A 23,308-nucleotide genomic window follows, 5' to 3' on the forward strand; every position below is an offset into this window, starting at 1 on the left:
GCTTGGCGGGAGGGGGAGGACGAGAATAGGCTTCTGCTCCTATTCTCCGCCGCCAAGCGAATGGATGTAGACCGCCAGTTCCTTGACCTTGGTCTCGCCGAGGCGCGCGCCCCAGGCCGGCATCACGCCCTGTTTCGGCGCGGTGACCTGGGCGGCGATGGCCGCTTCGCCTGACCCGTAGAGCCAGATGGCGTCGGTCAGATCTGGAGCGCCGAGTTCCTTGTTGCCTTTTGCATTGTCGCCGTGACAGGCCACGCAATTTTCGGCGAAGACCTTGGCGCCGGGCGCGACCAACGATTGATCGCCGACAGTGCCGGACAGGCTGGCAACGTAGGTGCTGACCTGTTTGATCTGATCGGCGGTGATGATGTCGCCAAAGGCCGGCATTTCCGACAGGCGCGTAGCCGGGTCGGAGGCGAAGCGGATGCCATGAGCGATCGTCTGCTGGATCTGGTCCACCTCGCCGCCCCACAGCCAGTCGTCGTCATTTAGGTTCGGAAAGCCCTTGGACCCCTGGGCGCCGGAACCGTGGCACTGCACGCAATTGACCTTGAACGCGGCGGCGCCGGCAGCGACGGCGAATCCGCGCAGCGTGTCATCCGCAGCAATCTCCGAAACACTTTTCGACTCTATTGCGGCGACATAATTGCCCTTTGCCGCTTCGGCCGCGGATAACTCGTTCTTGACTTCGTTGCGGCTGGAATAGCCAAGTACGCCCTTTGTCGCGGAGTGCAACAGCGGCCATGCCGGGTAGGCAATTGTGTAACCGATCGCCCAGACTATGGTCATGTAGAAGGTGATGACCCACCAGCGCGGGAGCGGGTTGTTGAGCTCGCGAATGCCGTCCCACTCATGACCGGTCGTCGAGATGCCGGAAACCTCGTCAATGTGATCGCTGCTCATGATCAGTCCTCCTTCAGAGGAATTTGAGCTGCTTCGCCGGCTTGCCTGCGGCTGCCGGGGCGAAGTGCAAAGGCAACGGATCCGATGAAGAAAAGAGCGATGGCAAGCAGGCCCCAGCTGTCAGCAAACTCCCGCATGAAATTGTACGTCATCGCCATTGTCCTCAGCGGTAGCCGGCGGTCTCATCGTAGTTCTTGAAATCGACAAGCGTGCCGAGCATCTGGAGATAAGAAACCAGGGCGTCCATTTCGGTGACTTGCTGCGGATCACCGTCGAAATCGCCGATCCTGGCCTTGGGGTAGCGGGCCTCGAGGCCGGACGTGTCGGCATTGGGATCAGCCTGCGCCATCAAATCAGCATTGGCGTTAGCGACCATGTCGTCGGAGTAGGGAACGCCGACGCGCCTGTTGGCAACCAGATGCGTCGAGAAATCCTTCACCGCGATCGGCGTATCCTTCAGAAAGCCATAGCTCGGCATGATGGATTCCGGCACCACGGAACGAGGGTCCGTGAGGTGCTCGACATGCCAAAGATTTGAGTAGCGATCGCCAACCCGAGCGAGGTCCGGTCCGGTGCGCTTCGATCCCCACTGGAAGGGATGATCATACATCGACTCGGCCGCCAGGCTGTAATGCCCATAGCGCTCGACCTCGTCACGGAACGGGCGGATCATCTGGCTATGGCATAGATAGCATCCCTCACGCACATAGATGTTGCGCCCGACGAGTTCGAGCGGCGAGTAGGGCCGCATGCCTTCGACCTTCTCGATCGTGTTGTCGAGATAGAAGAGCGGCGCGATCTCGACGATGCCGCCGATTGTCACGACCAGAAGGGAGCCAACGAGAAGAAGTGTAGCGTTCTTCTCGATGACCGCGTGTCTGTTCATCAACCTCATTTTCTGTCTCATCATCGCGCAAGCTGGAGGGCGGGAACGGAGCCGGGCATCGGATCCTCCTCGCGCCGGTAGCCAAGGATGGTCATGGCGATGTTCCAGGCCATGATCAGGGCGCCGGACAGGTACATGGCTCCGCCGATGGCGCGCATGATGTAGTAGGGGTGCATGGCGGCCACGGTTTCGGCGAAGGAGTAGACCAGGAAGCCCTGCTCGTCGTATTCGCGCCACATCAGGCCCTGCATGATGCCGGACACCCACATGACCGACGCGTAGACAACGATGCCAAGCGTCGCCAGCCAGAAGTGCCAGGTAACGAGGCGCAGCGAGTAGAGCCGTTCACGGTTCCACAGCTTCGGCACCATGTAATAAAGCGCGCCGAACGAGATCATGCCGACCCAGCCGAGTGCGCCCGAATGGACGTGTCCGATGGTCCAGTCGGTATAGTGCGACAGCGAGTTGACCGTCTTGATCGACATCATCGGGCCCTCGAAGGTGGACATGCCGTAGAAGGCGATGGCCATCACCATCATGCGGATGATCGGATCGGTGCGGAGCTTGTCCCAGGCGCCCGACAGCGTCATCAGGCCATTGATCATGCCGCCCCATGACGGCATCCACAGCATGATCGAGAACACCATGCCGAGCGTCTGCGCCCAATCGGGCAAGGCGGTGTAGTGCAAATGATGGGGTCCAGCCCAGATGTAGAGAAAGATGATTGCCCAGAAATGGACGATCGACAGCCGGTAGGAATAGACCGGCCGGTTCGCCTGCTTGGGTACGAAATAATACATCATGCCGAGAAAGCCGGCGGTCAGAAAGAAGCCCACGGCGTTGTGGCCATACCACCATTGCGTCAGAGCGTCCTGGACCCCGGAGAAAGCCGAATAGCTCTTCGAGCCCAGGAAGGAGGCGGGCATGGAGAGGTTGTTGACCACATGCAGCATCGCGATGGTGACGATGAAGGACAGGTAGAACCAGTTAGCGACGTAGATGTGGGGTTCCTTGCGCTTCAGGATCGTGCCGAGGAACAGGATGAGATAGGCGACCCAGACAATGGTCAGCCAGATGTCCACATACCATTCGGGCTCGGCGTATTCGCGGCTCTCGGTGATGCCGAGCAGGTAGCCAGTCGCTGCCATGACGATGAAGAGCTGGTAGCCCCAGAACACGAACCAGCCGAGATCGCCGCCGAACAGCCGGGCGCGGCAGGTGCGTTGCACGACATAGAGAGACGTGCAAAGCAGCGCGTTGCCGCCGAAGGCGAAGACGACTCCCGACGTATGCAGTGGCCGCAAACGGCCAAAGTTGAACCAGGGCTGGATGTTGAGATCGGGATAGGCAAGCTGCAGCGCGATGACCACGCCGACAAGCATGCCGATGACACCCCAGAACATGGTGGCGATGGCGCCATAGCGGATTGGCCCGTCCATGTAAGCGGACGGGTCGATCGGCGCGGCAGGCTTGAACTCAGTGTTGCGCAACAGGATCGCAGTGAAGCCAGCCAAGGCGAAGAACAAGACCCACATATGCTGGCGAAAGGGTTCATCCACCCCAGCGCCAGCGGCCACCAAAGCCGCGAATGCGAACAGGCTTAGAAGCACGATTTCTTTGCCGAATTTCATCGCAAGCCCCGATTTCCAATTCCGGCGGATGCCAAACCGCGGTGCCTTATTGCGCAGCCGTCGCCTGCTCGCCCTGATCCATGTCAGAGCCGCACCATTTTGCTTCGAGCAGCATCGAGTTCGGTGCGATCAGACTGTGCCGAATGTGGAAGTGCAGCAGCGGCCGCCGGTTCATGGACAGGCCCGGCGTCCCCAGTTGGGGCCCGGGTATGGAGGCGATCGCGGGCGTGTGGGCAAGCGCACCTTCTGTGACGCTGGTAAGCAGGCCGATGCCTTACCGAACGTCGATCGTTTCAATGCCTTGGAACAGCCAGCGCCAGCGTTGCGCTGCCTTCGTTACATTTATGGTTTGGACGGCGATTTTCGCCTGCGTATGAGGCATATTGACTTCGGCCAAGTGTGGATGCTTCGCCGACGAGCCCAAACGCAACTGGCGTATACGATCGGAATTAGAACGGGCTGTCGCTACGCGATGTCTTCTGAGCCCAACGCGAGCATGCCCTGCCCCGAATGAAGTAAGTGGCGTGGGCCATGCAGCTTCGTGTCATTCAAACGGCTATTGCGCCTCGGCCGCCGCAGCGCCGTTCCAGCCGGCTCATGCTGTCCACGGTGACGCGGCGGTTGTTCTCGATCCGAATCACGCCGTCCATTCTCAGGCTGGTCAGCTGACGGCTCACGGTCTCGTTAGTGATTCCAAGGAAATCAGAGATGTCGGCACGCGTCATCGGCAGCTCGAAGCACGCCGACATAGCCGCCGGGTCAACATTGGAGTCGATGTTCCGGGCAATCATGAGGAGAAAGCTCGCCACCTTCTCTGGTGCGGTCTTGCGCCCCAGAGTCACCATCCATTCGCGGGCCTCGTCAAGTTCGTTCAGCGCCTGCTTGAGCAGGCGATGCACAAATTCGGGTGACTGCTTCATCATCCGTTCGATGGCCGCTCTCGGAAACGAGCACAGCGAGACAGCTGTTGCCGCTTCCGCATTGATCGCACTTTTCATCTTGAAGGGCCGTCCCAGAAAATCCGGCGCGAACTGGAGACCGACGATCTGCTGGCGGCCGTCCGAAAGGCTCTTCGTGAGCTTCACCACGCCTGAAAGCACGTTTGAATAACAGTCGACCGCCTCGGCGTCGCCGATCAGTTCGACCCCCGGCTCGATATTGTGCCGCGACGACGTCTTGGCGAGCTGAGCCAAATCGTCTGGCTCGAGCGCGCCACAGACACCGCGGCGCCGTGCCTCGCAAGGCAGGCAAAGAACGGGAATGCCGGAACTGTGAATATCCTGCCGTAATGTCATTCGATCGCTCTACCGGTCCAGTGCGGGCAGGATAGCAATCCACGGTAGAAAAATCCTTGCGGCAGTTTGTCCGTGCTGAAGGTTGATCGAAATCAGGGCTTAGGCTCATCCAAGCATCCACAGTTCGGGCGACGCAAACACGGTGGACCACGACATGCGACAAAAGCTAGCTGCCAGACTTGGCGAGAACGTCCCGCGCTATACCAGTTATCCGACTGCGCCCCATTTCCATGCGGGCGTCGATGCCGTCGTTTACCGAGGCTGGTTGGAGGCGCTCGAAGGTGGTGACGAGATATCGCTTTACCTGCATATTCCCTATTGCGACAGGCTCTGCTGGTTCTGCGCGTGCCATACCAAACAGACCCGCCACTACGAGCCGGTGGCCGCTTATCTGCGCTCGCTGTATGCGGAGATCGCCACGGTTGGCGGCCTTGTTACCGGCAAGGGCCGAGTTCGCGCGGTTCATTTCGGCGGCGGTTCCCCGACGATGCTGGAACCTGAGGATATTGTGGCGCTGGGAAGCGTCCTGCGCAACAGCTTCGCCTTTCTTCCCGGCGCCAAGATCAGCGTTGAAATCGAACCCAATGATATGGACGATGCCCGCCTCGATGCGCTTGCCGAAATCGGCACGACCCGTGCGAGCCTCGGCGTCCAGGACTTCGATCCGAAGGTTCAGAAGGCAATCAACCGCGAGCAGAGCTTTTTGCAGACCAAAGCGGTAGTCGACGGTGTTCGTTCGCGCGGCGTCGAATCGGTCAATCTAGACCTGCTCTACGGCTTGCCGCACCAGACGAGGGAGAGCGTCTCCTCCACCGTCGCGCAGGCGCTGACCTTGGAACCCGACAGGATAGCGCTTTTTGGCTACGCCCATGTGCCGTGGTTCAAGAAACATCAGACCATGATAGACGAGGCATGGCTGCCCGGTCCCGCGGAGAGATTTGCTCAATTGCAACTGGCGGCGCGGGCGATCGTGGACCAGGGGTACGAAGCAATCGGCCTCGACCATTTCGCCAAACCCGGCGATGCCCTGGCCCTTGCCGCCCGCGCCGGAACACTGCACCGGAACTTTCAGGGTTACACCGACGATTGCTGCGAAACCTTGATTGGGCTAGGCCCATCGTCCATCAGCCAGTTTCGGCAGGGCTATGCGCAGAACATGCCTTCGACCAGCGAATATCGATGCACGGTTGATGACGGCGGGCTGGCCGCTGTTCGGGGTATCGCACTTTCCGACGACGACCGCGTTCGCGGCTGGATCATCGAACGTTTGATGTGCGACTTCGCCTTCTCGGCCATCGATCTGGTGGAACGCTTCGGCGAAGCCGGCCAGAGGCTCCTCCTTCAGTCGAGTTCCATGGCCCTACACGATCCGGTTCGATTGCTTGAACTTGATGGCGACAGATTCGTTGTGCCGGCTGAAAGTCGCCCTTTCGTCCGAAGCATCGCGGCCAGGTTCGACAAATATTTCGAAACTGGAACGGCCAGGCACTCGGCGGCAGTCTGAGCACCGCAGAGGAACGGTCATGGCTCTCACTCGATCGTGAACCGATTGCGATCGTTTTCCACTGTTGACCGGCGACCGTCGGCCGAGACGGTTCGAAGCGGACCAGACGCGTCTTGGCATAGGGACGATATCGCCCGCTCATGCCCTGCCTGTCAGATCATGGTTGTCGGCGACAGCTCCCTTCGACCTTGCAAGGAGAATGCAAGGTGCCGTGCAAGCGGCTGACAACACTTGGGCCGGTGGCAGAAGTCCGCAAGCACCCCGGCAGCGCGGTCAACGTTGAACCACCCGTTCACCCGAATATGCCGGTGCAGTTCCGGTGGAAAGGGCTTGGCCTAGACGGCTCTCTTGTTACCCCAGAGCATAACGTGCAGCTGCGGTAGCACGCGGGCTTCGAACCATTTGTCGCGGGTCACGCTGTCAACCAGCCACTCCATGCGCTTCAATATTCCGTCAAGGTCGACGGGCGCGTCATCATTTGCCGGGTGTGGCGGCGAGTGATTGCCGGGTTGCAGATAGATCGGAAGTTGCGGAAATTGCGCAGCGGCGTCTTTCGCGTAGGCGTAGTCCCTTTCGTCGAAAACAATGAGCTTGAGCACGATTTGGGGCTTGCCTTGTGCCGCCTGGAGGCACGCCTCGACAGCGGCCCAATCTGTCGTCATTTGGCTTGACGGCGGCTTTGGGCTGAGGATCAGCACGTCAAGGTGCGCAAACCAGTCCCTGGCAAGCGAACCTTGGGTTTCCAGCGCAAAACGGTAACCGTCACCATGGCCTCGGTCGATGAGCGCGCCGAGCGGCTGGATGGCCGGATTGCCGCCTGACAGTGACACCATAAGCGGGCGGCCACCGGAAAGCGCAAGCACATTTTTCCACACCGCGCCGACGGACATCATCTCCCATTCATGGCGGAATTGATTGTCCACAGCATGCAGGCTGTCGCACCAGGAACAGCGAAAGTCACACCCGCCGGTTCTGACGAAGATCGTCGGCAAACCTATGAGCACGCCCTCGCCCTGGATCGTCGGCCCGAAAATCTCGCTAACGCGGATTGCGGGATGCGTATTGGTCATGGCCGGTATTCCGCCCAGGTTTTCGGCGTTTCGCTCACCCGCACGGCCGCGGTTTCGCTCAGGCGTGCCTTGCACCAGTCGTAGAAATGTCTGGCCAGATATTCCGCCGTGACTTGCTCGTGTCCCAGCACGTCGTTGAGATGTCGGTGGTCGAAGCTCTCGTCGATGTAGCGTTTGAATGGCGCCAAATCGTGGTAGTCGCGCACGAAGCCGTGATCGTCCAGTCCATCCGCTGAAAGCTCCACTTCGACGATGTAGTTATGTCCGTGCAGGCGCGCGCATTGGTGATCGGGTGGCAATGAGGTGAGCTGATGCGAGGCTGAGAAGTGGAATTCCTTGGTGATGCGGAACATTACGCGGTGGTCCTTCGCAGCGCTCCGAGCCAGAAGTCGGAGTCCTCGTACTCGGTTGGGTCCGGGTGCCCGGCGATGTGGAACGCCTCACGCCGCTCGACGCAGGTCCCGCACCTCCCGCAATGACGCTCGGCGCCCTTGTAACAGGACCAGGTCTGCGCAAAGGGCGTGCCGTATGTGGCTCCATCCCTAACAATGTCCGCCTTCGTCAGGTTCACATAGGGTGCATAAAGGCGAATCTGCGCGTAGCCGTCGAGCGCGTGGTCCTGCATCATCTGGAAAGCATCGATGAAGGCCGGACGGCAATCGGGATAGACAATATGATCCCCACCATGCACGGCCGTCGCCACCGCGTCAGCGTCTTGCGCTGCGGCGAGACCGAAGGCAATGGCCAACATGATGGCGTTCCGGTTGGGCACCACCGTTACCTTCATCGTATCTTCGGCATAGTGCCCATCGGGCACGTCCACATTGTCGGTCAGCGCGGAGCCGGAAAGGCCGCCGCCGATCTCGTGGATATCGATGATTCGCTGCGGGACGCCCAGGCGCTCCGCGCAAAGGGTGGCGAAGCCCAATTCCTTCCTATGCCGTTGGCCGTAATCGAACGATAGCAGGCCGGTAAGCTGGTGCTCCGCTGCCACCTTGTGAGCAAGAGTAACGGAATCCAATCCGCCGGAGCAGACGACGAGAGTCTTCATCGTTGGGTCCTTGTTTTAACCGGGTAGGCTGCGACCGGAGATTTCTCTGCGCTCCAGTACTTCAGGAAAACCATTTTGTGAAGTGAACGGAGACCAGTTTCGTGCGCTTGCGTGCGGTGCGCAAAACGCCCTCGCGGTGAGCTGGAAGGACACGGACTGGTGAGACGTCACGCTTCAGCGGAATGCTCAAGCGAACGCTGCTCGCGGACAAAGTTCTCGACGAGCAGAGCCTGGCGGTTCCGAGCGCCGAGGGACGCCACTGCAACGGTTGCAGGGTACAAGGAGCCCGGACGGCTTGCCGCAAAGATGACCGGCAAACCCTGAATAACCGGTGATGAGCCGACATCTGTGAACAAGCGGTGTGGTCGATTGCAATCACCCATGTCTTGCGCACAGGTACCTTATGTCAGTGGATGAACTGAACTTGATGGTTTTACAGATGGCAGTCGAAAGCGTCCGCTCGCTCTCGTTGAGCTTCGCTGAAAAAGCCGCCGAGATAGCCACCAGGAGCCGCGGCATCCTGCTTTTCGACGTGCGGATCGACGGTGACGCGCAGGTCCAGCGGGTCGCAGCCATCCGATATCACGGCGGCCAATTCGGCGTGCTGGCGTTGGATGTACACGGCCTAGTTACCCACTATTGCATCGTTAACGGTATGTTCTCACATTACATTGCGTCCTTGGAGAGCTGGCACAGGATGCCCCTGTCGATGCAGGCCAAGATGGATGCCAACGGCAATGCCCGTCTCTTCGTAGCCGCGTTGCGGGATGCCGGACATATGCTGGGCACCTAGCATTGGGCGAGAATGCATCTGTGAATTTTGCATGTGCGTCACTGCGATGGCGCCGGCATGATCGTCATGCTCCAAAACGGCTGCGGCCCCCGCGAAGCGGTCGCCGCGACGATGGTGATCAACGGCGTTGCATCGATGCGAGCGTAGACAGAGGTCTCCTCCTGGCATCGAGCGCATGCAAGGAGCTACGCAAGCGCAGCTGCATCAAGTATTTTGAAGGGACGACCTCATGCATGGAGCTTGCGCTGCATACGGGCGGCGCGAGCCGCGTTGCCATCCAGCAGAGAGGGTGCTTGCGGTACTCTCAATGACCCGAGATCGCAAATGGACGTGGGTAAGCACCAGAACTGCAACACCCATGGTGGTCCGCTGGACTCGCTGGAGGAAGCACAAGGTGTCGGCGGGCAGAGCGCAGCGAGTGCCTACCTCGATCTTTCTAGAAGCGCGCCGGCAGCCTGGGCGGGGGGGCTTGGGGTTAGACTGCCGGCGCACGCCACTCACGAAGAGCGGCCCCTTTTCGTGGTTCGAACACCCATAGTCAACCCGGAAACGTCAGGATGCCCGCCATGTTATTTTCAGAGCGGCGCGATGCCGGCCATGTTGGCCGATTCAGCCTAGGAGTAGCCACTCTCGTAGGCCGAGTTGATGCTCAAGCGCCAGCATCGCCTCGCCGAACTACCAAGAGTTCGCCGTTACAATCCTTCGTCGCGAGCCGATGCCCTCGTGCACGTTTCGTAGCACTCCGGGCGGCTATATCGCGTTGTTGTTCGCGAGCCCATGTGAAGGGTTCCTGCATCGGAAAGTTGACGAGATTCTCTTGGCGGTACTGCGCCAGAGGCATCCCAACGGAATCAGCGTCTACAATCAGCCGCAAGCTTCACATCACAAGAGCGGTAGTCCACCCATTGCGGATCATCCGACTGATCAGGCGGCGTCCGAAATGTGCGACTCTGCCTCAAGGATTCCCACAGGTATGGAAAGCGATCTCGCTATCCGATCCCGATATCCCTTGTTGTACCTCAGACCTCGCTCGATGTTTTGAATTTCCTCAGCGGCAAGCCCGCTCGCGACCGTCAGGTCCTCGATCGAATACCCAAGGTGCTCACGATAAGCGCGGACGATGTGGGTCCCCTGCGACATAGCCGTCAAGACTGGTTCGGGAATGCGCGAATCGTTCATAAACATCTCCAAGAACATGGGAGCTCCCTCGGGAGATACCCCCCCGGCGGTGCAGACCAAGCAAATCAAAAAATGGACGTCCATTCAGCCGGACCGGCCTCATCCATGGAATGGGCCGCCTGAATTAGGAGCTGGGTCGGAATATGGCGGCTCACCTCCTTCTAATCAAGAAAGCCAACGGCGAGAGTTATTCGCGAAGGATCGCAGGTCGGATGCGCTACAGCCGATCAGGCCATCTCAGGAGGGGGCCCTGGAACTCTGAACATCAACTCGAACTCCCGGTACGGACACTGCTTCCTTCGGCCAATCTCCACCGGCGGGGGAGCGAAAGACCCACTCTTGAAAGCCCCGGCTGCGTGCTGACGTCGGCTCTAGGAAGCTCGATCGCCCTGTGCCCCGATCGACCGGCTGAAAAAAGAGATTCCAAATTCCAGCAAACACTGGTCATCTGGTTTTCATCCGGATCCAGACAAAGGGTAGCTTTCCATCGAGAGCTTCGCCATCTGTACAGGTTCACAATCATTCGACCGTGACCGATTTTGCGAGATTGCGCGGCTGGTCTACATCTGTCCCCATGAAGAGCGCCGTGTGGTAGGCAAGAAGCTGTATCGGCAGCGAGAAGATCATTGGCGCGATAATCTCGTCGACTACCGGCAGCACGAGCGTGTGCATGGTGTCGAGTTTCGATGCGGCTGCCCCATTTTTATCGGTGATGAGGATAATCCGCCCTCCACGGGCAGCCACTTCCTGCATGTTGGAGACGGTCTTGTCGAAAAAGCGGTCATGGGGCGCGATGACGATCACCGGCATGTTCTCGTCTATCAATGCGATTGGCCCGTGCTTCAATTCACCCGCTGCATAGCCTTCGGCATGGATGTAGGAAATCTCCTTGAGCTTCAGCGCTCCTTCCATCGCTAGCGGGAAACTGGTGCCACGGCCGAGATACAGGACGTCACGATACTTTGACAGTTCGCGCGACAAGAACTCGATCTCCGGCTGGATGCTGTTGAGTACCTGGCCCATGACGCGCGGCAATTCGGCGAGGCTCCTGACGAGCGCCTGCAGCTCGCCTTCGGGGACGGTCCCGCGGGCTCTGGCGGCGCTGATGGCGAGTGCGGCTAGAACGGCAAGCTGGCAGGTAAAAGCCTTGGTAGAGGCGACGCCGATCTCCGGTCCGGCAAGGATCGGGAAGACCGTATCGGCCTCCCGAGCGATGGTCGATTCGCAGGCATTGACGATAGCGCCAATTTTCAGCCCACGCTCCTTGCAGTACCTCAACGATGCAAGCGTATCGGCGGTTTCGCCGGACTGCGAAATGAAAAGAGCCGCGGACTGCGGCGGCAAAGGGATCTCGCGGTAACGGAATTCAGACGCAACGTCGATTTCAACTGTCAGGCGCGCATAGCGCTCGAACCAGTATTTTCCGATCAGTCCGGCGAGATAGGCGGTCCCGCAGGCAGAGATCGCCAAGCTCGGAACCTTGGCGAAATCGATGCCAGGAACCATGTCGCGGCCCTCTATGATGTTGATGTAACGACGAAGAGCATGGGCGACGACCTCGGGCTGCTCGTATATTTCCTTCTCCATGAAATGGCGATGGCTGCCCTTGTTGGCCAGATCGGCCGCGGCCGTGGAGATATGGCGCGGACGCTCGACGGGATGGCCGTCGATATCGAAGATATGGGCGCCCGAATTGCCGACAATGGCCCAGTCGCCGTCCATGAGATAGGTAATTTCATTGGTGAAGGGCGCAAGAGCGATCGCGTCGGAGCCCAGGAACATCTCGCCGTCGCCGTGACCGATCGCCAGCGGTGGTCCGTTGCGCGCCGCCGTGATGGTCGACGGTTCATCTTCGAAGAGGATGGCAAGCGCATAGGCGCCCCTGACGCGTTTCAGCATGGCACGCGTGGCCTCTTGCGGCCTCATGCCCTCGCGGCGGTATCTTGCCAAGAGATGCCCAACGACCTCGGTGTCGGTGTCGGTCTGGAACTCGGCGCCATCCGCCGCCAATTCGTCCTTCAGCTCGGTGAAATTCTCGATGATGCCGTTATGGACGACGGCGACACCGTCGGTAAAGTGCGGGTGCGCATTGCGTTCCGTCGAGGCCCCGTGGGTTGCCCAACGCGTGTGGCCGATGCCGACTTTGCCGCTCAGCGGCTCTTCCTTCAGTCGCCTCTCAAGATTGACAAGCTTGCCCTCGGCGCGCCGGCGGTGCAAGGCACCGTCGATGATCGTCGCAACGCCGGCGGAATCATAGCCGCGATATTCCAAACCCTTCAACGCGCCGATCAACCGATCCGACACCGGCTGTTGCCCAACGATGCCAACAATCCCGCACATGTTCGTCTCCGCATTTTTGCGAGCAGCATCAGCCCACGCGAGACGGATACCCATCCGGCCGCTTTAAGTGGCGGCCTTGTAGTAGTATTCCATGATATTGGTACAATTGATTGTAGTGATCACTACCATCCACCCCATGGATAGGTCGGCTGCTGTGGGGGCCTAAAGTTCTATTCGCGCCTGACGCTCTTATGAGAATCGCAGACTCACCCGCGGCAGGATCACGGCCTCAGAAAGGCCAGCAGGCCTTGGACAGTGGACGGACGACCGGCCTGCGAGCCCTAGTCAGGCAGTCCGGCATGTAGAAGCATTGTGCCGCCGACTTCGGGATCGGCGATGGTCTGTCTCGGCGACAGCCTGAGTTCGCTTCGCGGGCCGCGCGGCTCGCCCAGGACCGTCGTCGTCTCGCGCGGCGCCGGTGTCAGTTGACGATGGCATAATGCCCGCCGGGGGCGAGCGCCTCGCGCACGGCACGTGCCAGCCGCGGTCGGTCCGGGACGCCATGGAAAGCGTTGGCCATGAAGACGAGGTCGGCGGGGCGTGACACCAGAGTAGCGAGTTCATAGGCGTCGCCGGCGACGAATTTGCAATTGGTCACGCCGGCGGTCGACCACCTCCATGCCCGGCTTCAGCCCGGTTGCAACCAGCGCCATCTTCGCTGCGGTCCGGTTTGTCAGTGCTCGTTCCTGGCCTTGGCAAGAACACGAACTTCGGCTTCGGTCCGGAATGGCAATGTACCCCGATGGCGAAGGGCGGCCCGATCTGCGTCAAGCGCATCGCCGGGGAAGAGACGAAGTGATGGGCAACCCTCTCACAGTCAATTCGCGGTTGACTTATTTGTTCTCCGGCGAAGTGCGACAGCTGCTCGTATCCGGCAGCGTGAGCGATAGTTGATCAAATGCTGCCAATGAGTTTTGATACTGCAATCTTTAGACAGCCGCCTACCATGAATGTGCCATCGCGTTTCCGCGATCGAAGGAGCGAAGCCGGGTGTCCAGTCGTCACTACATATTCCCGGAGAACAGCGAACCTCTGCGGCTATCGCGGCGGCTTGTGGAGGGAATGATCTTCGGAAAGGACGCTCTCACGCAATACGCCGGCACACGCCAGCGGGTCGTCTCGGTGATAGTTGAGAACGAAGGCACCGCGCCGAATCGGATTCTAGATGCCCAAGGAGCCTATTGGGTTTTCGATGCTGCGGGCGATATCCGAAAAGGCCTCACACGGTCGACTAGCGACATTATGAGCGCCACCTTCAATGATTCCGACAACAAGGGAACGGTGGTGGCACTTCAGCCAAAGCTCTCCAAGAAGAGGGCTGAGGAGGAGCACCGCTGGGTAGTGGGCAAGGCCGAACTCGACAGGATTGCCGCAGACATCTGGCCGAAGGTGAAGTCGGACAAGATGAGATCCGCGCAGGGGGTTTCGGTGAAGCGACCGCCGCTTACCTATGATGCTCGGCTCGCACTCGACGAGGCTACCGCAAATCTGTGGAAGATTTCGCACGCAGACTGACCTTGAATGGCAGGGCAGGCTCCGTGAAGTGGTGTCCTGGGCTCTTTGCGACCTTCGGACCGGCTTTGCACCACGCCAGTGCATTCTCCGTGCCGGCATGGTGCGCGCCAACATGAACATGGGCCACGCCGGGTTCTCGCGAATATTCGACAGGTAGGTCGGAATGCGTACGGCTATGCGACGCAGCATGCTGCCGTTTCGCGCGATAGTCTCAAGGCTTGCCGCGCCGGCTTTGTCGGGGTTCATAACGGTCATCGGGATCCTCAAGGCATGAATGCACTCATCGACGAAGGTTGGGTCCCAGTGCTTCGCCGCGATTCGCCGCGGAAGAACTAGGCGCTTGCCACGTTTTGTGCAACGCACAATTGCACTCAGAAATGGAGGTTGCGCGTTCGAATAAGACAATCGCAACCACCCCAATTACCTCAGGAACTGTCTGTAGCCGCCGCCCATCAGGTAGCGGCCACGTTGGATGGCGCGACGTACCTGATCGCGAAGATGGCCACCTGGATGACGCCAATCTTCTTCGACGCGGCGTGTCCCGAACAAGGCAATGGCGACCTCCTGATGAGATGCTCCGGCAAGCGAGCCATCCAAAGCCTGGAGTACGATACGCAGACGCGCTCCGCGGTGTTCCGGCGGAAAGCAAGCAGCTGACAGGCGGGCGCAACCATTGACGTGGTTCAAGAACTGAAGGGCAGCGACATGGAACTTGAGGTGCTGCGGCTGAACGATCGCGTCAACATATAGCCGCAACGGGCGGAGGACGGACGCACCGGAAACGGCGATCTGCAGACTCCGGCAGTTCTCCCTCAGCAGCACGTGCTGCACGCCCGCAGCTGTCAGCAGGATGTCCTTGCAGCATGAGAGCGAATAAAGGTGAAGCGGTTCAAAATCGTGGTCGAGCCCAAGCGGCTCCGCGGCCGCTCGTAGAATACAGGCGCAATCGCGCGGATCCCAAAAGACCCTTGCCGATGTAGCGTCCGAAAGTGGCGCGTCGGCGAAAAAGAAGGCTCCATTGTCTTAGGAGAGCTGATCCTGTCGTCAACTCGATTATCTGCATGTCGCCTTGGGGTCCGACAATGCAGGCGTACGGTGCCATTTTGGCGTGGTCGCGCTGGAATTGTGGATTGCGCCGAAGAAACTCCCAGGCCCAGCCAGTGCGTGGCAATCGTCTAGCATAGTGGTAAGCGTCGTGGCGACGCCAGTCCGGCCAGCATACAAGGCCGACCGTCGCTTCCTTGGACAGACCAGCATCCTTCATGGCTCAGGTGTCCACTATGGCGCTATGCCGACGGGCCTAGAACCGGTTGCCACAGTACCGGTCCAATCAGACGTCCCCTGCTGCGGATGCGCAAAAGGCTCGCGTGGGAAATCTCGAGAAACCCAGCCACCGCCTCCGTTTTGCCGACGCATTTGGGTTCTCCGATGCGCGACAATGGCCACGTAGCCAGGCGGAGGATCCGCTCCATGCGCGTATCCGTCACCGTTACTATCCGGGTCAGATCCTTGGCCAAGCCGAACTCGATCATGCCCGCGAAGAGCTCGTAGGTCGCCTGGGCCAGCCCGCCCGCAGCCTTGGGCGCCGACGGAGGAAGATCGAGCGCGAAACGACTGCTCTCCCATATGTCGGTGGTCGAGGGCACGACGTCAGCACCCAGCAGCACCGGGAACGTGTCGCGCAACATTGTGGGTCCGGTGCTGGGCAGAAGACGCACGCAACCGCGAATTCGCCAGTCGGATCCTTTGAGGAGCAGATAGACGGGCTTCAGAGCATCAAACGAATCGGATTCCATCTGGTCTTCGGTATCAACTTCCCAATCGAGCCTTTCCTTGAACACCCGAAACCTGAGCCCGTGCATCTCTTTGAGTTCGCCTGCAAACTCGTTGTAAAAGTCTGGTGTTATCAGTTGCATCATGGTCGCCTCCATGTGGGATGTGTTCCCGCCATCGAAAGGCAAAGCTGACAGCGATGCAGCCTGTAGAGGTTTACAGGTATCGTGGCTGAAGAATCAGGATCTCGTCTGGCCGGAGGCAGCCATGCGTGCAACGGCCTGGTTGATCGTTCGAACGCCAAACTTTGCCTTGGCGTTTTCCAAGTGAAAAGTCACGGTGCGCTTTGAGACGCCGAGAAGCTGGCTGATATCCCAAGCCGACTTGCCGCGCGCCGCCCATTTCAGGCACTCGAACTCCCGCGGGGTGAGCGTTACACCATCCACCACGCGATCATCGGCGAGCCTGCGCCGGACATGGATATGAAAGTTGATGGCCACCAGCTGCAATGCTTTTTCGTAACGTGCCAGTGACCGCAACAGAAGCGGACGGGACTCGTCGGAAGCAAAGGTCAGGGCAGCAAACCGGCCGAGATGATCATGCATGGACATCGTCAGGCCGCCGCAGATGCCAAACTCAGCCGCACTCTCCAGAATTTGTTGCTGCGAATTCGGCAGACAGTGTCGAGCGCGGTCCACACCCCAATCGAATGTATCCCAGCCTTGCAGCCCGCGCAGGATGACCGGATCAAGACTGTGGTACCGCTGTTGCAGATAACGTGATGTCCAGGATGAAGGATAGTTTGAAATCAATTGGGGGGCGTCGCCGGAGGCCGACGGGTAAGTGAAATAGGCGAATAGCGGGAAGTCGAAGCCGGCTGCAGCGGAGGCCATTGCCTCACAGAGATCGGCAGCATCAACACTTGCAGACAGTTGCTCGACGAAGTTCTCAAACACGCGATGCATTTGCCCTGTGCGTAACCTCCGTTCGCTCAATGCCAGGCAGAGACCTTGTTTTAAACGATCCCGGACGGATACAGCGCGTGCCGAGAACGTGGCTAATCTGTTGAACCAATCCGAAATAGTCTGACGTTGTCTATGAGACGTGTGCCGCCGAGCCAGGCCGCGGCAAGCAACCGTGCCGGTCGATCAAGGCTTGGCATCGGGTGCAGATCTGCCTCTTCGCGAAGTTCCAGGTATTCGACCTCGCGATAGCCTGCAGCCAGAATTGCTGCGCGAGATTCTGCAAGCGTTGGCAGGACGGGTGAGCCGCGCCCAAGCCGCTCAGCCGTCTTGAGCAGGACCGATGATAGCTTGGGAGCAACAGCGCGTTGCGCTGGCGAGAGCCGCACATTGCGCGATGATAGCGCAAGACCGTCGGCTTCACGGACTGTCGGACAGGCAACAATGGTGATTGGAATATCCAAATCCCGGGCCATGCGCCTGACCAGGTGAATTTGCTGAAAGTCCTTTTCGCCAAAGAAGCCGAAGTCAGCGCTGGTTTGCAGGAAGAGCTTGGCGACGACGGTCGCCACGCCATCGAAATGTCCCGGCCGGAAGGCACCGCACAGGCCCTCGCTGACACCGGACACCGAAACGGTGGTGGCGAAGCCCGCCGGATACATCTCCTCTGCATCTGGCGCATAAAGCAGGTGCGCGCCAACCGGTGCCAGCTTGGCGGCATCCTCGTCCTCGGTGCGCGGATACGCGGCAAGATCGGCCTGGCTATTGAATTGCTTCGGGTTGACGAAGAGCGTCACGATCACACGGTCTGCCTTCTCGAGTGCAGCGCGCACCAGGCTGAGATGGCCCTCATGCAGGACGCCCATCGTTGGCACCACGGCAATCCTCACGCCCTCGCGGCGCCATGCGGCGACGGTTTCGCGAAGCTGGTCAGCGCTCCTGACGATCGGCACGCTCACGCTGCTTCTCCGCATTTGGTGGCGCCCGTGTCGGCGGGCTTGGGCGCATCGGCAAACACGTGCTCGGCGGCCGGAAACTGGCGCTCCTTCACCTCGTGCGCATAGGAAGCGATCGCAGCCGCAGCCGCCTCCCCCAGTTCAGCATAGCGCTTGACGAATTTGGGTCGGAAGTCGCCGAAGAGGCCCAGCATGTCGTCGACGACGAGAATCTGGCCGTCACAGGCTGCTGAGGCACCGATGCCAATGGTCGGGGCCGCCACCTCCCCCGTGATCCGGCGGGCGAGCGCCTCAGGAACCTTCTCCAGGACGACCGCAAAGGCGCCCGCTTCGCTCACGGCAAGTGCGTCGCGCCTGATGCGCTCGGCATCCCCGCCCCTGCCCTGCACGCGGTAGCCACCGATGGTGTTGATAGCCTGCGGCGTCAAGCCGACATGAGCCATGACCGGCACGCCGCGTGCGGCGAGGAAGCCGATCGTCTCTGCCATCGTTTCGCCGCCTTCGAGCTTGACGGCAGTGCAGCCGGTCTCCGACATGACGCGCGCAGCATTTCGGAAAGCCTGCTCTGGGCTTTCCTCGTAGGAACCGAACGGCAGGTCGACGACCATCAGCGCCTGCTTGATGCCACGGCGAACCGCCTGGCCATGCGTGATCATCATCTCCAGCGTGACACCGAGCGTCGAGGGCAGACCGTGGAGAACCATGCCGACGCTGTCGCCGACGAGCACCACATCACAATGGGGATCGACAAGCCGCGCGACTGGGGTGGTATAGGCGGTAAGGCAGACGAGCGGCGTCCCACCTTTGCGCGAACGAATATCCGGCGGTGTGATCGCCTTGGTATCACCAAACGCGCTCAATGGATCCTCCTTCCCCTACGTTACCGCGGGTGTCGCCTTTCGCACATTTTTGTGCAGGTGCGAAGAGCTAAAAAATGGCCGTGCAGCTGTGGGGGTGTTGACGTGCCGACAGGCGCGCTTACACTAAATCGATTAAGGTGCCCCCCGAGCTGGCAGACCAATTCGCGAACATGGACGATCAGGCAATACGACTCAGGAAAGACAGAGCCGCCGTGAATGCCGACGACGTCAAAGTGGACCTGATCGCCTTTGTGGTCGCCGTAAACGACAGTGAACCCTGTGTGCTCACCATCGGCCAGGCGGACACCTTGCCCTCCGGTCCCTTTGCGCTTGAGCACCGATCGCTGCAATCCGGCTTGAGGGGGTGGGTCGAGCAGCAGACCGGCCATCGGCTGGGGTACATTGAGCAACTCTACACGTTCGCTGATCGGGATCGCATCGGCGCCGAGCGCCAGCAGCGCGTCATCTCCATCAGCTATCTTGCATTGACCCGCAAGGAACAGGCAGCGGGCCCGCCCAAGTGCGGATGGCAGAGTTGGTATGAATATTTTCCATGGGAGGACCATCGCTCCGGCACGCCTCCGGTCGTGCTGGATGTTCTGCGACCACGCCTGATTGAATGGGCAAACGGCGTCCGCGATGCGGCCACGCGACGTGAACGCTGGCAGCGGGCGACGATAGCCTTTGGCTTCGACGACCGCCTTTGGAACGAGGAACTCACGCTGCAACGCTATGAGTTAGTTTACGAAGCAGGCTTGGTCCAAGAGGCCGTAAGAGGGCGGGACGGGGCGCCCCCTCCGCTGGTGCCCAGCAAGTCCATGGTCGCCGATCATCGCCGCATCGTGGCGACCGGCATTGCGCGGCTGCGCTCCAAGATCAAATACCGGCCGGTCGTCTTTGAGCTGATGCCGACGGTCTTCACGCTTTTGCAGCTGCAGCGAACCGTGGAGGCGCTCGCCGGCAGGCTCATCCACAAGCCGAACTTTCGCCGACTGATCGAACAGCAGGAACTGGTCGAGGAGACCGGAGAGGCCACCACTGAGACCGGCGGCCGGCCAGCGAAGCTTTTCCGTTTCCGCCACGCCGTTCTCGACGATAGGCTCATCGCCGGGACAAAATTGCCGCTGGCGCGGGGTTGACATCCCTTATACTCACAGCAAGTATATGCTGGTTATTTTCAATTAGAGTATAAGCGGGAGAGGGTTGATGAGCGCCATGCTGCCTGCGGCCGCGTTGCTCTACGAGCGCGTCCGGCGAGTGATCCCGCCGATCGAATGGCCGGCTTTCGTCGACGATATCGAGGCGATCCTTGCACTGAAGCGCGAGCGCAACGCCATCATCCTGGCGCACAACTATCAGACGCCCGAGATTTTCCATTGCGTGGCCGACATCGTCGGCGACAGCTTGGCATTAGCCCGCACGGCTGCGACGATCGAGGCGCAAGTCATCGTGCTGGCCGGCGTCCATTTCATGGCCGAAACGGCCAAGCTCCTCAATCCGGACAAGACCGTGCTCATTCCGGATCTCAGCGCCGGTTGCTCGTTGGCGGAATCAATCACGGCAGAAGACGTGCGCTTGATGCGCCAGCGTTATCCCGGCGTTCCGATCATTACTTATGTAAACACGTCGGCCGAAGTGAAAGCCGAGTCGGATATCTGCTGTACATCCGGCAACGCCAAGGCGGTCGTCGAATCCCTTGGGGTTCTCCGGGTGATCATGCTGCCGGACGAATATCTGGCCCAGAATATCGCCGCCCAGACCGATGTACAGATCATCGCCTGGAAAGGGCATTGCGAGGTGCATGAGCGCTTTACACCGGCCGACATCCGCGAGTTGCGCGAAAGCCATCCCGGCGTGGTCGTGCTCGCCCATCCCGAATGCCCGCCCGACGTCGTGGCTGAAGCAGATTTTTCCGGCTCGACGGCTGCCATGTCCGACTATGTCGAAAGGCAAAGGCCGCCACGTGTCGTGCTGATGACGGAATGCTCGATGAGCGACAACGTCGCGTTAGCGCACCCAGAGGTCGAGTTCATCCGGCCCTGCAATTTGTGCCCGCACATGAAGCGGATCACGCTTGCCAACATCCGCACGGCGCTCGAGCAGAACCAACATGTCGTAACCATCGAACCCGGGATCGCCGGGTGCGCGCGGCTTGCGGTCGAACGGATGCTGGCAGTTTGAGCGCCGACCTCCGCAGCTTCTTCGGGCGTCCCATCATCATCGGCGGCGGCATCGCCGGACTGATGACCGCGCTTCAACTGTCGCCGGAGCCGGTGCTTCTTCTGTCAAGGTCGCTGCTGGGAGCTGACAATTCGAGCACCTGGGCACAGGGCGGTCTGGCTGCAAGTTTCGGCGAAGACGACGATCCGGCAATGCACCTGGCCGATACGCTTGCTGCCGGGGATGGTCTCTGCGACAGAGACGTGGCGAGCCGCATCCTCCAAGCCGCGCCCAAGGCCATAGAGGGGCTTGCGGCCTTTGGGGTTCCCTTTGACCGCACGCCGAAAGGATCACTGTGCCTCGGATTGGAGGCCGCACACAGCCGACGTCGCATCGTTCATGCGCATGGGGACGGCACCGGGCGTGAGATCATGCGTGCCCTGATCGCGGCTGTGCGTTCCACTCCGTCGATAGTTGTCGTGGAGGGCGTGGAAGCGCGCCGGCTGGCCGTGCGAGAGAATGCGATCCGGGGCGTCTGGGCGAGCTGTTCGATCGGACCTTTCTTCTTCGGCTCACGGCGGGTCGTCCTCGCCACCGGTGGCATCGGGGGACTGTTTCTCGACACCACGAACCCTTGGGGAAGTTGCGGACAAGGCCTTGCACTTGCGGCCCGCGCTGGAGCTGTCCTAGCCGACCTCGAATTCATCCAGTTCCACCCGACCGCGCTTGACGGCCCGGAACGCCCTATGGCGCTGGTCAGCGAGGCTGTCCGAGGCGAAGGTGCTGCCCTGATCGATGAAACCGGCCAGGCTTTTCTCCAGAGCGTGCCAGGGGCGGAACTTGCGCCTCGCGATGTCTTGGCCCGGGCCGTGTGGAACCATCTTGCGGACGGCCACCGTGTTTTTCTCGACGCCCGACAACGGCCTGGCCCGGCATTCGCTCGACATTTCCCGACAATCGCATCAGCCTGTCGTGGAGCGGGCATCAATCCCGCCCGCGATCTCATCCCCATTCGGCCGGCCCAACACTACCACATGGGTGGCGTTGCCGTGGACAGCTCCGGCAGAACCTCCGTCAAGGGGCTGTGGGCCTGCGGTGAAGTCGCTTCGACAGGACTGCATGGCGCCAACAGGCTCGCCAGCAATTCCTTGACAGAAGCCATCGTGTGCGCCCGCTGGGTCGCTGAAAGTGTCGCCGGGGCGCCTGCGCGCAGAACAAGGCCTGCGTTTGCCAACGTTTACCCACCGCCCGCTCCGATACCCGTGCGTGTTTTCCTGTCGCGCGCACTCGGCATCGTCCGGGATGGTGAAGGTTTGAAAGCAGCCACACGTGCCTTATTGCCGCTCGCCGAAAGCAAGGATGCGGTCTCGGATCCGGCGGCTGTCGGGCTAATGATCGCGGTTGCCGCCTTGTTGCGCGAAGAAAGCCGCGGCGCTCATTACCGGACAGATTTTCCTCATCATGCGACTGCCGCCCGACGGTCCGAAATCACGCTCGAAGCCGCCTTGGGCGCTGCGCGCGAACTCGGACACTCGCCAAACTTGGAAGGGGCAAAGTGATGAGGCTCTCACCGCTTCCCACGGTCATGCTTGAGCCGCTTGTACGGGCATCGCTTCTTGAAGACCTTGGCAGAGCCGGCGACTTGACCACGGATGCCATCGTCCCGAAGGAATACCAAGCGGGAACCGTGTTGGTGGCGCGACAGTCCGGAGTTGTCGCCGGCCTCGATCTGGCGATGCTCGCTTTCGGCTTGATTGATCCTGCTGTCGAAATCTCGGTGGAGCGCGCAGACGGCTGCAATGTCGTGGATGGAGAGATCATTGCATCAGTGGTTGGCCCGGCCCGGGCCATTCTCACAGCCGAAAGGACGGCACTCAATTTTTTGTGCCATCTGAGCGGCATCGCCACGGCAACGGCATCGATCGTCGCTGCGGTTCGTGGGTATGGCGCGAAGATCGTCTGCACCCGCAAGACGACGCCCGGATTGCGGGCAGTCGAAAAGTATGCCGTGCGCGCAGGTGGCGGGTCCAATCACCGCTTCGGTCTGGACGATGCAATTTTGATCAAGGACAACCACATCGCCATCGCAGGCGGCGTCCGCCCAGCGCTCGAGCGAGCACGAAGAGCGGCCGGTCATCTCGTCAAGATCGAAGTCGAGGTCGATACTCTGGCCCAGTTGGAGGAGGTACTTGGCTTCGCTCCCGATGCGGTTCTGCTCGACAACATGTCCCTCCCCGATCTTCGCCGCGCCGTCGCAATGGTCGGTGGCCGCGCTATCACCGAGGCTTCTGGCGGGATCACGTCCCATACAGCGCGGGCGGTTGCCGCGACCGGCGTTGATCTGATTTCGGTCGGCCGACTCGTCCACAGCGCGCCGATCCTGGATATCGGCCTCGACCATCGGGGCTCATGATTGTCTGAGTCAGGATT

Annotated in this window: 24 protein-coding genes and 1 pseudogene; 7 read left to right on the forward strand and 18 right to left on the reverse strand. The window is 60.4% G+C overall.

From position 1 onward, the window contains the following. Positions 1 to 39: 39 nt before the first annotated feature. From ccoP to NKH06_RS16730, 5 genes are all read right to left on the reverse strand, one after another. Positions 40 to 903, reverse strand: a complete 864-nt coding sequence (gene ccoP / locus NKH06_RS16710) for a cytochrome-c oxidase, cbb3-type subunit III (protein ID WP_352893451.1) — start codon at positions 901 to 903, stop codon at positions 40 to 42. Positions 904 to 905: 2 nt separating this feature from the next. Further along, a complete protein-coding gene (locus tag NKH06_RS16715; protein WP_023735812.1) occupies positions 906 to 1,055 on the reverse strand; it encodes a CcoQ/FixQ family Cbb3-type cytochrome c oxidase assembly chaperone in 150 nt (49 codons plus the stop codon). Positions 1,056 to 1,066: 11 nt separating this feature from the next. After that, positions 1,067 to 1,798, reverse strand: a complete 732-nt coding sequence (gene ccoO / locus NKH06_RS16720; protein ID WP_352656855.1) for a cytochrome-c oxidase, cbb3-type subunit II — start codon at positions 1,796 to 1,798, stop codon at positions 1,067 to 1,069. Between the two features lie 11 nt (positions 1,799 to 1,809). Further along, positions 1,810 to 3,420, reverse strand: coding sequence for a cytochrome-c oxidase, cbb3-type subunit I (gene ccoN, locus NKH06_RS16725; protein WP_352441140.1), 1,611 nt, complete (start codon positions 3,418 to 3,420; stop codon positions 1,810 to 1,812). A 548-nt stretch (positions 3,421 to 3,968) separates the two neighbouring features. Beyond that, the gene (locus NKH06_RS16730; RefSeq protein WP_023735815.1) at positions 3,969 to 4,715 is read right to left on the reverse strand and encodes a Crp/Fnr family transcriptional regulator; all 747 of its coding nucleotides are present in this window, start codon (positions 4,713 to 4,715) and stop codon (positions 3,969 to 3,971) included. A gap of 154 nt (positions 4,716 to 4,869) precedes the next feature. Here NKH06_RS16730 and hemN point away from each other — a divergent pair, with 154 nt between their 5' ends. Then, positions 4,870 to 6,219 (forward strand): oxygen-independent coproporphyrinogen III oxidase, encoded by a 1,350-nt coding sequence (gene hemN / locus NKH06_RS16735; protein WP_352893452.1) that lies wholly within the window; start codon positions 4,870 to 4,872, stop codon positions 6,217 to 6,219. A gap of 335 nt (positions 6,220 to 6,554) precedes the next feature. Here the strand turns inward: hemN and queE are convergent, their stop codons facing one another. The 3 genes from queE to queC are packed head-to-tail and all read right to left on the reverse strand — an operon-like array spanning position 6,555 to position 8,340. Beyond that, on the reverse strand, positions 6,555 to 7,289 hold the full coding sequence (gene queE, locus NKH06_RS16740; RefSeq protein ID WP_352893453.1) for a 7-carboxy-7-deazaguanine synthase QueE: 735 nt from the start codon (positions 7,287 to 7,289) through the stop codon (positions 6,555 to 6,557). Further along, on the reverse strand, positions 7,286 to 7,642 hold the full coding sequence (gene queD / locus NKH06_RS16745) for a 6-carboxytetrahydropterin synthase QueD (RefSeq protein ID WP_023673552.1): 357 nt from the start codon (positions 7,640 to 7,642) through the stop codon (positions 7,286 to 7,288). The genes queE and queD overlap by 4 nt, the downstream gene beginning before the upstream one ends. Continuing rightward, the gene (gene queC / locus NKH06_RS16750; RefSeq protein ID WP_023766604.1) at positions 7,642 to 8,340 is read right to left on the reverse strand and encodes a 7-cyano-7-deazaguanine synthase QueC; all 699 of its coding nucleotides are present in this window, start codon (positions 8,338 to 8,340) and stop codon (positions 7,642 to 7,644) included. Before queC ends, queD begins: the two co-directional genes overlap by 1 nt. Positions 8,341 to 8,743: 403 nt before the next feature. Between queC and NKH06_RS16755 the strand changes: the two genes are divergently transcribed. Next, a complete protein-coding gene (locus tag NKH06_RS16755; RefSeq protein ID WP_023735820.1) occupies positions 8,744 to 9,133 on the forward strand; it encodes a hypothetical protein in 390 nt (129 codons plus the stop codon). Positions 9,134 to 10,057: 924 nt separating this feature from the next. On the opposite strand, the gene NKH06_RS16760 is transcribed toward NKH06_RS16755, so the two are convergent. From NKH06_RS16760 to NKH06_RS16770, 3 genes are all read right to left on the reverse strand, one after another. Continuing rightward, a complete protein-coding gene (locus NKH06_RS16760) occupies positions 10,058 to 10,312 on the reverse strand; it encodes a helix-turn-helix domain-containing protein (RefSeq protein ID WP_023735822.1) in 255 nt (84 codons plus the stop codon). Positions 10,313 to 10,831: 519 nt separating this feature from the next. Further along, positions 10,832 to 12,652: a glutamine--fructose-6-phosphate transaminase (isomerizing) gene (gene glmS, locus NKH06_RS16765; protein WP_352799363.1), complete on the reverse strand. Its 1,821-nt coding sequence runs from the start codon at positions 12,650 to 12,652 to the stop codon at positions 10,832 to 10,834. Between the two features lie 421 nt (positions 12,653 to 13,073). Beyond that, positions 13,074 to 13,250 (reverse strand): class I SAM-dependent methyltransferase, encoded by a 177-nt coding sequence (locus tag NKH06_RS16770; protein ID WP_352799365.1) that lies wholly within the window; start codon positions 13,248 to 13,250, stop codon positions 13,074 to 13,076. A 464-nt stretch (positions 13,251 to 13,714) separates the two neighbouring features. On the opposite strand from NKH06_RS16770, the gene NKH06_RS16775 reads away from it, so the two are divergent. Then, positions 13,715 to 14,167, forward strand: coding sequence for a hypothetical protein (locus NKH06_RS16775; RefSeq protein ID WP_352893465.1), 453 nt, complete (start codon positions 13,715 to 13,717; stop codon positions 14,165 to 14,167). Between the two features lie 30 nt (positions 14,168 to 14,197). Here the strand turns inward: NKH06_RS16775 and NKH06_RS16780 are convergent. From NKH06_RS16780 to panB, 7 genes and pseudogenes are all read right to left on the reverse strand, one after another. Further along, positions 14,198 to 14,422, reverse strand: a pseudogene (locus NKH06_RS16780) (hypothetical protein); the annotation flags it as partial. A gap of 165 nt (positions 14,423 to 14,587) precedes the next feature. Beyond that, a complete protein-coding gene (locus NKH06_RS16785; RefSeq protein ID WP_245264243.1) occupies positions 14,588 to 14,989 on the reverse strand; it encodes a DUF2285 domain-containing protein in 402 nt (133 codons plus the stop codon). Positions 14,990 to 15,056: 67 nt separating this feature from the next. Further along, the gene (locus NKH06_RS16790) at positions 15,057 to 15,431 is read right to left on the reverse strand and encodes a transcriptional regulator domain-containing protein (protein WP_352799372.1); all 375 of its coding nucleotides are present in this window, start codon (positions 15,429 to 15,431) and stop codon (positions 15,057 to 15,059) included. Between the two features lie 22 nt (positions 15,432 to 15,453). Then, positions 15,454 to 16,086 carry an acyl-homoserine-lactone synthase gene (locus NKH06_RS16795; protein WP_023766595.1) on the reverse strand — a complete coding sequence of 211 codons (633 nt, stop codon included), beginning with the start codon at positions 16,084 to 16,086 and terminating at the stop codon, positions 15,454 to 15,456. 93 nt (positions 16,087 to 16,179) lie between these two features. Continuing rightward, complete coding sequence (locus tag NKH06_RS16800; protein ID WP_023735835.1) at positions 16,180 to 16,905, reverse strand: LuxR family transcriptional regulator; 726 nt, start codon at positions 16,903 to 16,905, stop codon at positions 16,180 to 16,182. 92 nt (positions 16,906 to 16,997) lie between these two features. Then, positions 16,998 to 17,861 carry a pantoate--beta-alanine ligase gene (gene panC, locus NKH06_RS16805; RefSeq protein ID WP_352893455.1) on the reverse strand — a complete coding sequence of 288 codons (864 nt, stop codon included), beginning with the start codon at positions 17,859 to 17,861 and terminating at the stop codon, positions 16,998 to 17,000. Then, a complete protein-coding gene (gene panB / locus NKH06_RS16810) occupies positions 17,858 to 18,718 on the reverse strand; it encodes a 3-methyl-2-oxobutanoate hydroxymethyltransferase (protein WP_352893457.1) in 861 nt (286 codons plus the stop codon). The genes panC and panB overlap by 4 nt, the downstream gene beginning before the upstream one ends. A 170-nt stretch (positions 18,719 to 18,888) precedes the next feature. Between panB and NKH06_RS16815 the strand changes: the two genes are divergently transcribed. The 4 genes from NKH06_RS16815 (at position 18,889) to nadC (ending at position 23,291) form a co-directional block, all read left to right on the forward strand. After that, complete coding sequence (locus tag NKH06_RS16815; RefSeq protein ID WP_023735838.1) at positions 18,889 to 19,857, forward strand: NUDIX hydrolase; 969 nt, start codon at positions 18,889 to 18,891, stop codon at positions 19,855 to 19,857. Between the two features lie 67 nt (positions 19,858 to 19,924). Further along, positions 19,925 to 20,899 (forward strand): quinolinate synthase NadA, encoded by a 975-nt coding sequence (gene nadA / locus NKH06_RS16820; protein ID WP_352893459.1) that lies wholly within the window; start codon positions 19,925 to 19,927, stop codon positions 20,897 to 20,899. Further along, positions 20,896 to 22,437 carry an L-aspartate oxidase gene (locus NKH06_RS16825; protein ID WP_352799393.1) on the forward strand — a complete coding sequence of 514 codons (1,542 nt, stop codon included), beginning with the start codon at positions 20,896 to 20,898 and terminating at the stop codon, positions 22,435 to 22,437. Before nadA ends, NKH06_RS16825 begins: the two co-directional genes overlap by 4 nt. Next, a complete protein-coding gene (gene nadC, locus NKH06_RS16830; protein WP_352799383.1) occupies positions 22,437 to 23,291 on the forward strand; it encodes a carboxylating nicotinate-nucleotide diphosphorylase in 855 nt (284 codons plus the stop codon). The genes NKH06_RS16825 and nadC overlap by 1 nt, the downstream gene beginning before the upstream one ends. The last annotated feature ends 17 nt before the right edge of the window (positions 23,292 to 23,308 follow it).

Source organism: Mesorhizobium sp. M1342 (assembly GCF_040317955.1).
GTDB lineage: Bacteria > Pseudomonadota > Alphaproteobacteria > Rhizobiales > Rhizobiaceae > Mesorhizobium.

Bases quoted from the DNA above. Each gene is read 5' to 3' on its own strand.
- ccoP (WP_352893451.1), bottom strand. From the start codon at position 903: ATGAGCAGCGATCACATTGACGAGGTTTCCGGCATCTCGACGACCGGT.
- queD (WP_023673552.1), bottom strand. From the start codon at position 7,642: ATGTTCCGCATCACCAAGGAATTCCACTTCTCAGCCTCGCATCAGCTC.
- NKH06_RS16755 (WP_023735820.1), top strand. From the start codon at position 8,744: ATGTCAGTGGATGAACTGAACTTGATGGTTTTACAGATGGCAGTCGAA.
- nadA (WP_352893459.1), top strand. From the start codon at position 19,925: ATGAGCGCCATGCTGCCTGCGGCCGCGTTGCTCTACGAGCGCGTCCGG.
- NKH06_RS16715 (WP_023735812.1), bottom strand. From the start codon at position 1,055: ATGACGTACAATTTCATGCGGGAGTTTGCTGACAGCTGGGGCCTGCTT.
- queC (WP_023766604.1), bottom strand. From the start codon at position 8,340: ATGAAGACTCTCGTCGTCTGCTCCGGCGGATTGGATTCCGTTACTCTT.
- ccoO (WP_352656855.1), bottom strand. From the start codon at position 1,798: ATGAGGTTGATGAACAGACACGCGGTCATCGAGAAGAACGCTACACTT.
- queE (WP_352893453.1), bottom strand. From the start codon at position 7,289: ATGACCAATACGCATCCCGCAATCCGCGTTAGCGAGATTTTCGGGCCG.
- glmS (WP_352799363.1), bottom strand. From the start codon at position 12,652: ATGTGCGGGATTGTTGGCATCGTTGGGCAACAGCCGGTGTCGGATCGG.
- NKH06_RS16795 (WP_023766595.1), bottom strand. From the start codon at position 16,086: ATGATGCAACTGATAACACCAGACTTTTACAACGAGTTTGCAGGCGAA.
- NKH06_RS16800 (WP_023735835.1), bottom strand. From the start codon at position 16,905: ATGCATCGCGTGTTTGAGAACTTCGTCGAGCAACTGTCTGCAAGTGTT.
- NKH06_RS16760 (WP_023735822.1), bottom strand. From the start codon at position 10,312: ATGAACGATTCGCGCATTCCCGAACCAGTCTTGACGGCTATGTCGCAG.
- NKH06_RS16790 (WP_352799372.1), bottom strand. From the start codon at position 15,431: ATGAAGGATGCTGGTCTGTCCAAGGAAGCGACGGTCGGCCTTGTATGC.
- NKH06_RS16775 (WP_352893465.1), top strand. From the start codon at position 13,715: ATGATCTTCGGAAAGGACGCTCTCACGCAATACGCCGGCACACGCCAG.
- hemN (WP_352893452.1), top strand. From the start codon at position 4,870: ATGCGACAAAAGCTAGCTGCCAGACTTGGCGAGAACGTCCCGCGCTAT.
- NKH06_RS16815 (WP_023735838.1), top strand. From the start codon at position 18,889: ATGGACGATCAGGCAATACGACTCAGGAAAGACAGAGCCGCCGTGAAT.
- ccoN (WP_352441140.1), bottom strand. From the start codon at position 3,420: ATGAAATTCGGCAAAGAAATCGTGCTTCTAAGCCTGTTCGCATTCGCG.
- nadC (WP_352799383.1), top strand. From the start codon at position 22,437: ATGAGGCTCTCACCGCTTCCCACGGTCATGCTTGAGCCGCTTGTACGG.
- NKH06_RS16730 (WP_023735815.1), bottom strand. From the start codon at position 4,715: ATGACATTACGGCAGGATATTCACAGTTCCGGCATTCCCGTTCTTTGC.